This window comes from Paenibacillus gallinarum (assembly GCF_014836635.1).
GTDB classification, from domain to species: Bacteria; Bacillota; Bacilli; order Paenibacillales; family Paenibacillaceae; genus Paenibacillus; species Paenibacillus gallinarum.
In genome coordinates this window covers 84063-98301 of the sequence record NZ_JACSQL010000006.1, presented here as the reverse complement: position 1 = coordinate 98301, position 14239 = coordinate 84063, and the positions used below count along the sequence as shown (strand labels likewise).

General features: G+C 42.0%; 12 protein-coding genes. All 12 read right to left on the bottom strand.

Going from position 1 to position 14239, the window contains the following annotated elements:
* Window positions 1-6: 6 nt before the first annotated feature.
* The 12 genes from H9647_RS14180 to H9647_RS14125 all read right to left on the bottom strand — a co-directional run bounded on the left by H9647_RS14180 (window position 7) and on the right by H9647_RS14125 (window position 14220).
* Window positions 7-2556, bottom strand: coding sequence for a beta-mannosidase (locus tag H9647_RS14180; RefSeq protein ID WP_191801368.1), 2550 nt, complete (start codon window positions 2554-2556; stop codon window positions 7-9).
* Window positions 2557-2771: 215 nt separating this feature from the next.
* A complete protein-coding gene (locus H9647_RS14175; protein WP_191801008.1) occupies window positions 2772-4322 on the bottom strand; it encodes an ABC transporter substrate-binding protein in 1551 nt (516 codons plus the stop codon).
* A 123-nt stretch (window positions 4323-4445) separates the two neighbouring features.
* Window positions 4446-5357, bottom strand: a complete 912-nt coding sequence (locus H9647_RS14170; protein WP_191801366.1) for a carbohydrate ABC transporter permease — start codon at window positions 5355-5357, stop codon at window positions 4446-4448.
* A 21-nt stretch (window positions 5358-5378) separates the two neighbouring features.
* Window positions 5379-6317 (bottom strand): ABC transporter permease, encoded by a 939-nt coding sequence (locus H9647_RS14165; RefSeq protein ID WP_191801006.1) that lies wholly within the window; start codon window positions 6315-6317, stop codon window positions 5379-5381.
* Between the two features lie 157 nt (window positions 6318-6474).
* Entirely contained in the window at window positions 6475-8112 is a 1638-nt protein-coding gene (locus tag H9647_RS14160) for a response regulator transcription factor (RefSeq protein WP_191801004.1), read from the bottom strand.
* Window positions 8087-9871: a histidine kinase gene (locus H9647_RS14155; protein WP_191801002.1), complete on the bottom strand. Its 1785-nt coding sequence runs from the start codon at window positions 9869-9871 to the stop codon at window positions 8087-8089. The genes H9647_RS14160 and H9647_RS14155 overlap by 26 nt, the downstream gene beginning before the upstream one ends.
* A gap of 97 nt (window positions 9872-9968) precedes the next feature.
* Window positions 9969-10526, bottom strand: a complete 558-nt coding sequence (locus H9647_RS14150; protein WP_191801000.1) for a hypothetical protein — start codon at window positions 10524-10526, stop codon at window positions 9969-9971.
* A gap of 42 nt (window positions 10527-10568) precedes the next feature.
* The gene (locus H9647_RS14145; protein WP_191800998.1) at window positions 10569-12035 is read right to left on the bottom strand and encodes an amidase family protein; all 1467 of its coding nucleotides are present in this window, start codon (window positions 12033-12035) and stop codon (window positions 10569-10571) included.
* Between the two features lie 192 nt (window positions 12036-12227).
* Window positions 12228-12683 (bottom strand): NUDIX domain-containing protein, encoded by a 456-nt coding sequence (locus H9647_RS14140; protein WP_191800996.1) that lies wholly within the window; start codon window positions 12681-12683, stop codon window positions 12228-12230.
* 56 nt (window positions 12684-12739) lie between these two features.
* Entirely contained in the window at window positions 12740-13177 is a 438-nt protein-coding gene (locus H9647_RS14135; protein ID WP_191800994.1) for an NUDIX hydrolase, read from the bottom strand.
* Between the two features lie 47 nt (window positions 13178-13224).
* Window positions 13225-13704 (bottom strand): GNAT family N-acetyltransferase, encoded by a 480-nt coding sequence (locus tag H9647_RS14130; protein ID WP_191800992.1) that lies wholly within the window; start codon window positions 13702-13704, stop codon window positions 13225-13227.
* 33 nt (window positions 13705-13737) lie between these two features.
* Window positions 13738-14220 (bottom strand): putative periplasmic lipoprotein, encoded by a 483-nt coding sequence (locus tag H9647_RS14125; RefSeq protein ID WP_191800990.1) that lies wholly within the window; start codon window positions 14218-14220, stop codon window positions 13738-13740.
* Between the last annotated feature and the right edge of the window lie 19 nt (window positions 14221-14239).

Here is a 14239-nt window from a genome sequence, read left to right as displayed (position 1 = left end):
CACTCCTTATATTTTCAAACCATCTTTTATGGTGGAGACCCTAGCATTTAGCGCACTGACTCGTAATGCGGACCAAGGTATTTCAGCCCCATGCCGATGATGGATCTGGACTGCTTTTTGCTCCCCTGGCAGCAGGTCAAAGTAATTATCACTGTAAATCACATTCCCTAGCGGCAGTTCAAGTTTTACAAAACGAGCCAACGTGCCAACTGCGGTTACTGTCACCTCGGAGTTAGCTTCATCCACCTGTACTAGCAAGTTTGTATCTGGCAGTACTAACTCTTTTGGATCCCGCAGATAATAACGATTCACTGGAACCTCAATGGTAGACGAAGACAGCTCAATTATAACCTCTTCCGCCCGCCTACCCCGGAGTACTTCCGCCTCTTCTAACGTGATATAACAATTTGCAGACTGAGCCTCTGCCACTGCATCAATCGAAGCCGAATAGACTTCTTCCCCATCAAAAGTAAATACTTTCAGCTCAAGAGTTCCCTGACATAATTCCAGCGTATCATTAATCAGCCAGACCTTTAACGCTTCCCCTGGTTCGTAATCGAGTGACAACAGTATGGGAGCAAAGAAACGTTTCCCATAATAAAAGGAAGCTTTCGGCAGAAGTTCATAGTCGATCATCGACCAGCTTGTCCCAGGCCAGCTATCATTAAGCTGCCACACCAGCGCGCCACTGTTTCGTGCTTGTTTACGCCGAAAATGTTCGATTCCATATTTTAATCCTTCCGCTTGGGTCAGCATGGAAAAATTCATATATTCCTCTATATCCTTAGGAATCCCCGTATACCCTTCCATCAGCAGAATCCCTTTTTGATGATTCGTGTCTTTGTTACGGTACGCCATTTCTGGACTGCCCCAGTAAAACTGTCCTTCCGGGATATTCTTTTCTAACGTATACCGATTCGCCGAGGCATGCATTCCAAATTCGCTGCTGAACAGTGCATCATCTTGTTTATAATTTTTAAAACTCACGCCCTGAATACTGTAATCCAGTACAGGAACCTCCCCGGACATTCGCGGATATACAGATCCATGCCACACTTGCCAGTTATGCCGATCTCCGCTGCCTGGATCGTTTGCATCATAACCGTCTTTAGCTCCATACGGAGAGGACGGCCAATAGGGACGGTGTGGATCCAGTTCTTCAAGCACTTCCGGAATTAACTCGTGATAGATGCTCTCTCCGTAGAATGGGCTTGTAATATCACCGCTTGCGGTCTTCATATCATAGAGCCAGTCAATTTCATTATTGCCGCACCACAGCGCTAAGGAAGCATGATTTCTCAAACGAATTACATTATCGATCACTTCGCCGCGGACATTTTCCATAAAATCATGATTAAAGTCGGGGAAGAGCGCATTAGCAAAAGCAAAATCCTGCCACACAAGAATTCCCCTGCGATCACATTCCTCATAAAATACATCTTTCTCGTATATGCCGCCGGCCCACACTCGCAGCATATTCATCTGCCCGGAGGCAGCAAGATCAATCAGATCTTTATATTTCTGATCCGGTATGGAGCCAATCAGGTGGTCAGCTGGAATCCAGTTGGCGCCTTTGGCATACACTTTTACCCCATTCAATATAAAAGCAAAAGCATCACGGCCTTCGGCATCTTGCAGTGCAAGCTCCACAGTACGAATCCCGATGGCTTCTTCATAGGAATCAAGAATTTCTTCTTCGGCAAAAAGACGAACCTCAAGCTGATATAAATAAGGTGTTCCTAGATCATGAGTCCACCACAATTGTGGGGACGAAATTCGTAGCTCCAGATGAGCATTGCCACCCTCCACCGGGGTTGTAGCTTGATCCACTACCTTCCCATCTTGATCCTTTAGTGCAATGATTACGGAGCAATTTGCTTCTTTATGATATTTCTTTACATTTGCCGTAAGATGAACAATCGCGAGATCTTGATCCGCTTGAATCGTACTTGCTTGCACATTCTCAATCCGCGCCTTACGGTACTGGTTAACATGGACCTTTCCCCATATACCGGCAGTGACCATACGTGGTCCCCAATCCCAGCCATAGTTCATTGCTGCTTTGCGAATCCATGGCCGCTCCTTCGTGTACGAAGACCAATCAAACAATTCTTTATCTTGATAATGAATGGACAGCGGATCGAAGCGAATTGCGATTGAGTTCCAGCCTTTACGTATGACCCTTGTAATATCAAAACGGTAGGATCTCAGCATATTTTCGGTTTTTCCTATTTCATGTCCATTCACATACACGCTCGCAAACGTATCCAATCCTTCGAAATGAATCTCCGTTCGTTCGCCTTTACCGCTAATTTCACTTAGCGTAAAAGTCGTTCGGTACCACCACTCTTTTTGTTCTACCCAGCGACTCTTGATATCGTTATGACCATAATACGGGGGATCAATGATTCCCCGCTCGATTAACGCTGTATGCACATCTCCCGGAACACTTGCGCCTACCCAGAACCTATCATCAAAACCTGGCGCAGCAAGTTCCATCGGTTTCTTTTCTCCTACATCATAATGCATCAGCTTCCATATGCCTGATAATTCCATAGATAATCCCATCTGTTTATGCCACTCCCTAATGTGAGTCATTGGTAAACATGTAATAGTTTACAACCCATACTGTGAATATGGAAGCAATAACACGATATTTGTGAAAATAATTCGGCCAAACTATGATCTTGTATACCCTGGTAAGTTTGATAAAAAAAGAACTGTACCCACATTCTCGGGTACAGTTCTTCTATGAAAATCACGGTTTAAGACTAGTTGCCTGCCAAAAAGGCATCGAGCTGTTTTTGTTTCTCTGTAATAATCTTTTCGATCCCAGCAGCTTTCAATTTCTCAGCATATTTTGGTATCATTTCATCTGGATTTACTGCCCCGGAAGTAAGTGCTGGTTTAAACTGCTTGTTGACGTTATTCACCGCAGCAATCTCATTTTTGACAGACTGGCTGTTAAACGTAAATCCGAGTGCTGGTGATTTTACACCTCTTGCATTAAAATCTTTGAATTTCGCCCATTTTTCAGGATCTTCATTGTCCCATAGATAGTTCAGGAACTGATTGCCGAGCTGCCACTGTGCTCCTGGGTTGTAGGTCCGGTTGTTTGGATCTGTGCCTTCAGGCAGGCTGATGATATTTTCGCTGCCTTCTTTTTTCACATAGTGTTCGCCCTCAATACCAAAGTTGAGCAAATTATTCACATACGGATCAGAATGAAGCAGGTTAATGACTGCCATTGCCTTTTCTGGATTCTCCGAAGTACGAGACAGAGCAAGCATGGCTCCCGATGCATCTCCTGTGGTAATCGTAGGCTGTGTAAGTTCGATCTGAGTCAGCGGGAAGCCAACATAGCTCTCTTCTTCCTTGTCTTTTCCGGGTTTCATTCCGTCTGTCCACATGAAGACTTTGCCGGCTTTCGCCTGATCTTTCGGGAATACTGTAGAAGTTGCAGAGTCACTATTAATATATCCAGCTTCATACCACTTGCGAGCAAGTGCAGCTGCTTCTTTAAATTCAGGGGTCTCCACTTCGTTCATCACCGTCGTGTCAGAACCGATTTTGCGAATGACGCCAGGAACGGATGCATCACCAAGATAGTCCCAATCCAGGTTATCTAATAGTCCGTTGCCAGTAGAATTGGACATATAAAACGGAGTTACGCTAGGTTCGTTATCCTTAATCGTTTTAAGCAGCGGTTCAAGATCGGCCCAAGTCTTCACATTCGTGATATCGAGGTTATACTTTTCGAGCAAATCTTTTCTAACGAGTACACCGCGAGTTGCCGCTAGTTCCTTATTGGTAGGAACACCGTAATTCTTCCCATCAACCTTCGATCCCTCCAGGAATGCAGGGTCAAGGTTCTTAATGATGTCCGGACCGGCTTTATCCAGCAGATCGTTTAATGGTAAGAAGGCACCTTTAGCAACGTTCACGGTGTAATTCTGCCATGCTGCCGTAAAAATAATATCTGATTTCTCACCAGACGAGATCATGAGATTGAGCTTATTGTCCCATTGTCCCCAGTCAATCGCGTTAATTTTCAGTGTGGCTCCGATTTTAGGTTCTATATATTTATTAATCTCGGCCTGTACTTTCTCTACATCTTTCTGCGGTGTCCCTGGGTAGAACAAAGATACTTCATAGGACTTTTCCGTTTTCACTTCCGCTTTTCCACCCGTCTTAGGCTCATCCGTTGGTGCAGTACTTCCACCTCCCGAACATGCGCTGAGAACCAGTGCAAATGCAGTGAATGTTGCCAAAATAATGGATCTTTTCCGTTTGACTAATCGTCCGACTTGAAACCCGGTCATGACATGACCTCCCTTATATAATTTACGCATTTAGAAATGAATTCTTTTTTATACAACTTCCTTGTTCTAATTCTGACCAGACTTTCTTTTTATCATTTTCCGTACGGACTTCTGTTTCATTATCTAGCCTTTTACCGCACCGACGGTCAGCCCTTTGATAAAATAACGCTGGAAGAAAGGATATGCGAGGACAATCGGTCCGATCCCAACAACAGCCATAGCCATTTGCAAAGTCTTATTCGGCAGGTCCAGCATACCTCCCTGTGAAGAAATCTGCGAAGCCACATTGGAGTTCGAAGTAAGGTACTGGATATCAAGCAGTGTTCGGTACATGAGATACTGAAGACTGATCGTTTTATTGTCAGAAATAAAGATCATGCTGAGATACCAATCGTTCCAATAATTCAGTGTGCTGAATAAGGCAACCGTTGCAAGTACCGGCAGAGACAGAGGAAGAACAATCCTTACAAAGGTACGAAATTCCCCTGCGCCGTCCACACGGGCCGACTCCAGAATCGACATTGGAATCGAACTTGAAAAGAAGGTACGCATGACGAGCACAAAAAACGGTGACATGAGCATCGGCATGATCAATACCCATATGGTATTTTTAAGATCCAGCAAGTTCACATAGACCAGGTACCAGGGTACCAAACCGCCATTAAACAACATCGTGAAGAAAATAAAGAATGCGAAGAATCCACGATACGGCAGATCACTTCTGGAAAGCGGGTAAGCATAACAAGCCGTAAGGGCAACGCTGATCACAGTACCCACGACCGTAACGAAAATAGATACTCCATACGATCGAATGATCTGATCCATATCTTTGAACAAAAATTCATAAGCGCTTACACTAAATGTCTCTGGAATAAACCGGTATCCATTCGCAATGACCGTCGTTTCATCGGATAACGAGATAGAGAGCACAAGTATGAGTGGCAAGATACACAGAGCTGCATAGAAGATGAAAAAAGCATGAATGACAACTCCTGATCGTTTGGAGACATGAAGCGGATTATCGGTGGGACCCATATGCAAAGAACTCTCCTCCTTCTAAAATAGTGCGTTATCCTTATTGATACGACGAACAATGGAATTGGACAGCAGCACAAGTGCAAAACCGACAACCGCTTGGTACAGCCCCGCTGCTGAAGACATACCAATGTCACCACCGACGAGGAACGTACGATAGACATAGGTATCAAGTACATTCGTTACTGGGAACAGAGCGCCGGATTCGAGCGGAACCTGATAGAACAAACCAAAATCCGCATAAAAAATACGGCCGATCTGCAGTAAGGTCATGACGATCATCAGTGGATAAAGGAACGGGACTGTAATAAAGCGAACCTGATTCCACTTACTCGCACCATCAAGTACGGCTGCCTCATAATACTCTTCACTGATTCCGATGACAGCTGCCAGATAGATGACCACATAGTATCCAATGTTTTTCCAGGTATTCACAAAGGGTAAAATATACGGCCAGTATTCCGGTTCAGAATACCAGTCTATAGGTTCCTTGCCAAAGAACGGCAGAAAGCTTGTGTTCATGAACCCCGAGTCTTTTCCTAGAAAAGCGAGTACCAGATAACTAATCACGATCATGGATAGAAAGTATGGTAGCAGCATGACCGACTGATAGAACTTAGAAGTAAATCTTCCTTTTACTTCACTCAGCAAAATAGCAAGACCAGCGCCGAGCACCAGATTCAGCAGAATAAACACAACATTGTACGCCAGTGTGTTCCGTGTAATTTCCCACGCATCCGATGTGCCGAACAGATACTTAAAATTTTCCAGTCCAGCCCAAGGACTTCCGAGAATCCCGTCCGTGTAGTTCACATTTTTGAATGCGATAATGACTCCAAACATCGGCAAATAGTTATTAATCAGCAGAAACACAACCCCTGGCAAAAACATGAGATACAGCACTTTGTATTTGCCCAGATTGTACAGCATGGTTTTCTTTTTCTTTATCGGCTTTGGCATTGCTCTACACCTTTCCCTCTTTGTATAAGTTCACTGTTCACCCTCTCGCTTCAGTGGTTAACTTCATTATAAGATTCAAGCCGCCAACCAAATACTCGGTATCGTAACCTCTTATTGTGTCATTTGATGACATCTGGTATAAAAAAAAGCGAAACGCTCACAGCGTCCGCTCTTTATCTGTCTTATTCCCGTTCTGTCTACGGTATTGCTGGGGAGTAAGACCCGTATATTTCTTAAACATTTTAGTAAAATGAGTGTAATTTACATAACCTGCTTTGCTTGCTATTTCTGTAACTGTAGAGTTTGTGTTCAGCAGTAGCTCTTGTGCTTTTTTTATCCTTGCTTGAAGAATATAGTCACTAAGGGAGATCCCTGTTTCCTTCTTAAAAAGTCTTGATAGATAAGCTGGATGAAACCGGGCGAATTCCGCGATTTCTTCTCTCCCCAGATCATATTCCAGCCTCGCATCAATATATAGACATACCTGTTTTACTACTGAGTGCGTGTCCTCTCCGTTCGGATGAAGCAGTAGGCCCACTCGAGAGATGAGATCATGTGCCCACTCCCGAAGTGCGGCTAAGGATCTCGTTACATCTGCTTCCAGTGGTTCTTCTGCAGGATAAATACGATGAAGCGAAATGCCTTTCTTATGAAGTAAAGGGTAAATGGAATGGAGCATTGCATGATAATAAGATTGCAAAAGCTCTGCTGATACATACTTTTGATCCTCGATCCAATCAATGAGTTCGTCTGCTTTATATAATACTTCCTTTATCTTTCCTGTCTCCATAAGTAGTGATATGTCAGATGCCCACGGCAGAGGGATAAGCTCAGATGTAGAGGCTTGTTTCTCTAAACTCGGCAGCATGTAATGAACTCCGTCACTGCCTGCCACGTTATGCCTGTGGACCTGCTTCAACTTTCGGTAAGACTCCGGCATATTCGTTAGCAATGTCCATTCCCCAATGTAGCAGGACAAACGGCATGACAAATATGCAGTGCACCTAGCCATATAATCCTTACAAGTGAGTTCCAGTGTATCTGGAACTTGCGGGGGCGGATCAGAAGCATATAACAAGACGAGAACATAACCGCGCTGATCCGCTATGGCATCACCCATACTCCCATTCAGAACGAATTCTTCCGCCGCATTACACAGTCCAAACTCCATAATATCAAGGTCTTTATCAGGGAACTTTCTTAGCCATGCTTCCACGCGAAACAATATTGGCAGAATGAAGGTCCCTGGATCGATATCCACATGATAGATTAACTTTAATTCCTTAATTTTCGCTTCATTCATGGGATAACGAGAAGAACAGAGATCTTTCCAGAATCGGGTCATTCGCTTTGGTTTCCAGGATTGATCTTCTTTTGCATAAGCCTCATAAGTTTCAGTTAATTTAGTGAACTCAAGGTTCTGCATTCGTTTTTCTAATGCTCGTTTGACAGTTTCCATTAAGCTGGCTGAAGCAATAGGCTTCAAGAGATAATCGAAGCTGTGCAGCTGAATCGCTTTTTGTGCATACGAAAACTCGGCGTGACCCGTCAGAAAAATGGTCTCCACCTGTGCTGCATGCTGCTGAACCCAGATCTGAAGAGATAATCCGTCTTCTTCCGGCATTTCAATATCACAGATCATAATATCAATCTGGTTGTTGATGAGTACGCTTCGAGCTTCATCCGCTGACATCGCTGTATAGAGATGATCAATACCGATTCCTTTCCAATCCACAGCATGCAGCATAGCTTCAACTGCATAATATTCATCATCCACGATGAGCAAGCTGTACATTCGTTATCTCCTCCCCTGGTGGTAATTGACTATGACAGTTCATTTTTATCTGCACATCCGCTCCGCCGCCGATTTCATTATCAAAATAAAGCTCTGCATTCGCGTCTTTCATTTTCCGTAGACGATGCTGTACATTCCAGATGCCAATACTTTTCCCCGTTTTTTCCTCGGGCGTATATTCACCCTCCTGCAGCCTGGCAAGCACATCTTCTGGGAAACCCGAACCATTATCCTGAATCCGTATCAAGAGCTGTTCCTCTTCTGGTAAATAGATGACCCTTATCGTAATACAGAGTATATCTCTTCCCTTCTTGAAACCGTAGAGCACACTATTCTCAACAAAGGGCTGAAGGGTTAAAGGAGGAAGAAGGATTTCTTCACATCTTGGGTCTAGTTCCCACTCGTACTGTAGTCGATGCGGAAATCGCAGTTTTTGAATTTCAAGATAGTTCTCTACATGTTTTAGTTCGTCTTTGATAGGAATTAAGCTGCGGTCGGCTTGCATGCTGAAGCGAAAATAACCAGCTAGGTGTTCTGCCATTTTCTGAACTAGATCATTTTTATGCAAGGCTGCTAAACTGTGAATAATATGAAGTGAATTTAAATAAAAATGAGGATTGATTTGCATTTGTAGTTGTTTGAGTTCCGCCTCTTGAACACGGAGTTGCTCTTCATACATACCGATTTTTAAGTCCTGTACCTCTGCGGTCATCTGATTGAAGGTTTCCGTTACAAATGTGAATTCTGGAGAAGACGATGGACCGAGTTTCACATCCAGTTCCCCTCGGCTGACCTTTTTCATCCCTCGGATCAGTGTATTCATTGGTTTGAACAGAACTTGTCTTAGAAAGAAGAGCACCAGAAGAAGTAAAATGGATGCGGCAAAAGGGAGCAGGCGGATAATCTGCTGGAATGCAGGCAAGTTGCGCATAATACTCGACTCTGGCAACATGACCACATAGTTAATGACTGCCTCATGAGCAGGTACGCCGATCATTAGATAACGTTCATGTTCTTCACCTTGTTCCACGACCTGATATAACGAAGTGAGGGCTGATTTATTTTGTGAAGCCAGTCGTACGATTTCCCCTGGTATTTCCGTGCTGGATAATGGAGTTCCCCGATTTGATAAAATTACCGAGCCGCCGCCTTCTCCCCATTCTGTGCTGTGGACCCGCTGATTGAGACTGTCTATTGGTACCCATGCCCCGGCAATAAACTGCTCATTAATTCGCACCGTTTTCACGAGATGATAACGATCTTTGATCTGAACAATCTCCCACTTATACGTAGGAACATTAGCACTTCTACGAGAAGCCTCCGGCATCAGTTCTTCAATCGCTGTGATTTTTTCATCATATCCATTTTGCGTAGCAAGGACCGTGTCCTGATGGACGATATCATATAGAAATAAACCATCCAGCAGATCATAAAATCCGAGATCCGTTCTGAACTTGTTGACAATCCGCTGCTTGGCAATTGTGTAATCACCGCTTCCATACGGCAAGAAAAATAGCGAAATGATATCAGGGTCCTGTTCTCCCAGACTGTATAAATATCGATTCGTTTCCTTCAGGATCCGTTCATTTTCTTCCACATTCTTAATAACATAATTGCGATTCGTCAGAGAGACCTGATCCCGCACGACACCCATAGCATAGACGTTGTTGAAGTAAAGGAACAAGACAAGTGGCACCATAATCAACGAGAATCCGGTAATAAATTTGAATCGCAAAGAAAATCGGAAACGATTTTTCATAATTCATCCTCACCATATCCACTCAATTTGAAAACGTTATCAACAATCTGTAATTCGCTGGAGATGGAACGGTTCCTTCAAGCGGTAACAGATAACCTCATTTCCTTGTTCTTATTCTAATCCTCCATACCGCTACGATGATTAATAATAAAATGAGAGACAAAATGATATATAGAGTAACTGAGGATGGAATGTCTTCTTCATTATTACTATTTATGAGCTGTCCGGCTCCTAATTGCTTTAGATCTTCTCCTGCTTCCGAACTTAGAAGGTTGTTACTGCAAAGACTCGTTACCAGCGTATCATCTTTATCCTGACTCGCATACACAAGATAGGTTCGATCTTTACTGAACTGAAAACCACATGAATTTGAACCGCCATCTAGACTGAAGACGGTAATATTCTTATCCTTAACACCCTTCCATGCTCTCTCCACAGCAAATGTATATTCTCGCACCTGACTATACTGGGAAGAACTCTTCGTTTCCCCTATATCAATGACTGTCCCTTCAAATACTGCAGAAAAGAGTTCTAATTTCTCCTTTGCCTCAACAAAGGCACAACTACAAGCATAAGCTTTTGAAGAGTGAAATGATCCTAACTCAATTAGTACCAATGATATGATTAGTATGATTGATAATATACGCTTTATCATAGACTTCCTCCTTTTTATGAAGATGGAGATTCGGGATAGAGCCTACAGGTTCGGTTTTTTTCTACATGCAGTAAATTGCTCAAATGCAAATGCGATACGAATCAGAGTAGGTTCGCTGAATGCTGTACCTGCAAAGGTAATTCCAAATGGTCTTCCGCTGTCTTTATAACCCGCAGGAACTGCGATCGAAGGATAGCCTGCTCTAGCACTGATATCTGCACCTACATAAGATGGAAAAAGGATTGCATCTAGACCATACTTATTTACTGCGTAATCAATACCGTTATTTTGTGATTGGTATAAATCAGATATCACTTCTACTATGTATTTTGAATTCTTGAGTGGATTGTCTAATTGTTCTTTATGCTCTAAAAGATTTTGTCCATACTTGAGTGCCCTTTCAGCGTTCTGTTCGTTCCAATCAATCAGTTCACGAAGAGAATGGACCGGAATATGAGGCGGAAGACTCCGTAGGTAATTTTCAACACTATGTTTAAACTCGTAATTTATCTTGTTCCATCCCCACTCTCTATGAAACGATGGGATCTCTATATCTTCTACAATATTGGCGCCCGCTTGTTGTAACTTTATTACCGCATCTTCAAACAATTCCGCATCATATTCATCTGCATCACGATACCGATCTATATGTACATTTCTGAAGATACCTATGGTTGCATTCTTTAATCCATCACCATCTAAAAACGTCGTATAGTCTAGATTCGAATTTGGGTTTTTCCAGGTTGCGGAGTCATTCTCATCTTTCCCTGTGAGTGCACCCAGTAAGATGGCTGCATCCGTAACCGTTCTCGCCATAGGACCCGCGGTATCTTGTGAATAAGAAAAAGGGATGATCCCCGAACGGCTGATCAGTCCAACTGTCGGCTTTATACCCACGATCGAATTCTGAATAGCGGGACTTAATATGGATGCAGAAGTTTCGGTCCCTATTGAAACCGTAGTGAAATTTGCTGCTACCGCTGCAGCAGAACCTGTGCTTGAACCTCCCGCAAAAAAGTCACCATAGGGGTTTTGGACTTGTCCTCCTCTTGAACTGTATCCCGCCCACATCTCCGTAGACATCCCATTAGCCCATTCTGTCATGTTCGTCTTTCCTAGAATAACAGCACCCGCTTCTCTTAACTTCTGAACAAGAAAAGAATCTCTTGAACTGATATGATTCTCCAAAGCAATTGCCCCAGCACTTGTACGCATTTTATCGTTTGTTTCTATATTATCCTTAAGCAGAACTGGAATTCCGTGTAATGGTCCTCTAACCCCCACGGTTTTTCTTTCATAATCTAATGCCTCCGCGATGAAAAACGCGTCAGGGTTTATTTCCATAACTGAATTTATATTTGGACCATCTTGGTCATAGGCTGCAATTCGGTGCAAGTAATACATAACAAGGTCTCTGGAACTAAGTTCATTCTTCTCCATGGCAGCTTGTAAGTTGCCAATCGTAGATTCTTCAATAATAACATGATGCAGTTCATAACAATCCCTCATATCGTTCACCCTCTTCGATTCGTGATCAGGTTCATTTACCCTTGTATTTGCCGTTGTTTTTAGCGTTTATGTACCGTCCTTGCTCTGATTCAATTGCAATATTCTCTGCTGTATCTATTCCTCTTATTTTATACAGTTTCGTTCCTACGGGATATTCATTTGAAAATCCATTAGAGTTGTGCCCAATTCGGCCTAGTAGTATTTCAACAGTTCCTTGTCAATTTCATCTATGTATCCTATGTCCGTATGTAAATCCCAGTAGATCATCTTCTCCGCTTCTTCGTTATCTAAAAATGGTCTTTCGTTATCAATATCTGCACTAAAAAGACCGCCGTATTCTGTTTTTCCATTCTTTAATTTGAATTTCATTAACCCTCTGAAATCGATTCTCCTTGGTATTTGATTCGTTTCCTCCAGCATCTCTCGTAATGCACAAGCTCTAAGACTTTCTCCTGCTTCACGAACCCCACCCGGGAGTTCCCAGTTTTGTTTCCAGTGATTAAATAGTAGTAAAAAACCATCTCTATTTCTTGCTACTACTAATGCATGAGTTATCGGGTGATTTAATGTCAATTGATCAATTCTATCTTCGGGCAGATCAATAATCTCTTCAAAAATATCACCTTTTTGATTTATACAAATTGGCATCTTTTATAACTCCCTTTGTGTTTGATTTTTCTTGTTATTTTTAATTAGCCCTTCTCTTACATATGCAATTTATCAGTATGTACATTGAATATTTTATCTTCATACATTTTCACTTGTTCAATCATATGTCCTATATTTCCCTCACCTGCGAATAACGACATATCAAAAAAATCTTCATCTAAACCGGACCAATATAGATCATTCTCGTCACCAAAGATTTCTACATCGTACTTTAATTGACCCACATAAACCTCCACATAACAATCCTGTAAATAGTACTTATAATCCATCAAATGATGTAATACAATAGCTTCCTGAGGTATCCCTGTCTCTTCTAATAACTCTCTATATGCCGCTTCCATACCGCTTTCTCCAGATTCAATCTTACCGCCAACAAAATTACTAAGCCCTTTATAAGGCTCTCTTAAGCGTCTGCACATAAGAACTTTATGTAAATCATAACTATATACCATGAGAACATTGTAACCCTGCAATATATTAGCCTCCTAAGTCGGTTTGATCTTTCAGTCATCAATACGCTCTACTTACAAATAAAATTTTGATATCTTCTTCCGTTTTCTCTTTTTATCTTTACTTCTCCGTAAGATACTTCGTCTATGATCTGATCCCAGAACTTCTGCGCGGGAATATTACCTTCCAGCTGACATAACTCCCATGCTCGATCAGAGCCTTTTAATAAGCAAGCAGCTGCTTTTCTGCCTACTCCCATTCTTCGGAACTTTCGAAGTATAAAAAAATGAGACAGAACATGATCGCTCTGAGTCTCATCTTTTTCCTTCGTCATCATAAACCCTGCGATTTCACCATTCGCTTTAATAACATACGCTTGTTGACTACTTTCATCCGACCAGTACGATTCAAAATCCGGCATAATTTGATATACACCATTTTCACCAATCGAAGCATCCGTATATTCCGTAAAATCATAGACATATAACTGCAATAAATTCTCTATCAATGTTCTATCGCTTAGAGCAGCTTTCATAATGGCGACGTTCATCTGCTGACCTTCCCTTTGAACAGGATCTTTATGTTATTTTTCAAAATTTATAATTTCTTGAATATTCGCTTTGAGCGTTTCAGTTAAATGATAAAATTTGTTGTAATCTACCTTTATATTCTCAGACTGAACATTGAACAACTTTACATATTTCAATTCAGAATCGACCATCATTTGGATTTCATAAAGCTTCAAGTCTTCTTTTCTTTGTGCCGAGAAAGTTAAACCGGTGTTATATTCAGGTATTTCTGGTTTTGTAGTAATAACTTCTTCAAGATCAAATATCTCGTCGATTACATCAAATATTAAATTTCCCTCAAAACCATCTTTATCATTTCGAACTGAGAATTGTAACTCAGCATTGTTCCCTAAAGGATCCAGATTGCTTACCAGTACATCTACAACGGAGTTCTCATTATCTAATTGCTTAACTTCATCAATTAATGATTCTGTTTTCGATTTTGAACATCCGGCTAGTAAGAACACACTAATAATAATGATAAATATTCGTTTCATATAATACTCCTTTTATGTT

Coding starts and splice junctions, on each gene's coding strand:
- H9647_RS14180 (WP_191801368.1), bottom strand. CDS start 2,556: ATGGAATTATCAGGCATATGGAAGCTGATGCATTATGATGTAGGAGAA.
- H9647_RS14175 (WP_191801008.1), bottom strand. CDS start 4,322: ATGACCGGGTTTCAAGTCGGACGATTAGTCAAACGGAAAAGATCCATT.
- H9647_RS14170 (WP_191801366.1), bottom strand. CDS start 5,357: ATGGGTCCCACCGATAATCCGCTTCATGTCTCCAAACGATCAGGAGTT.
- H9647_RS14165 (WP_191801006.1), bottom strand. CDS start 6,317: ATGCCAAAGCCGATAAAGAAAAAGAAAACCATGCTGTACAATCTGGGC.
- H9647_RS14160 (WP_191801004.1), bottom strand. CDS start 8,112: ATGTACAGCTTGCTCATCGTGGATGATGAATATTATGCAGTTGAAGCT.
- H9647_RS14155 (WP_191801002.1), bottom strand. CDS start 9,871: ATGAAAAATCGTTTCCGATTTTCTTTGCGATTCAAATTTATTACCGGA.
- H9647_RS14150 (WP_191801000.1), bottom strand. CDS start 10,526: ATGATAAAGCGTATATTATCAATCATACTAATCATATCATTGGTACTA.
- H9647_RS14145 (WP_191800998.1), bottom strand. CDS start 12,035: ATGAGGGATTGTTATGAACTGCATCATGTTATTATTGAAGAATCTACG.
- H9647_RS14140 (WP_191800996.1), bottom strand. CDS start 12,683: ATGCCAATTTGTATAAATCAAAAAGGTGATATTTTTGAAGAGATTATT.
- H9647_RS14130 (WP_191800992.1), bottom strand. CDS start 13,704: ATGAACGTCGCCATTATGAAAGCTGCTCTAAGCGATAGAACATTGATA.
- H9647_RS14125 (WP_191800990.1), bottom strand. CDS start 14,220: ATGAAACGAATATTTATCATTATTATTAGTGTGTTCTTACTAGCCGGA.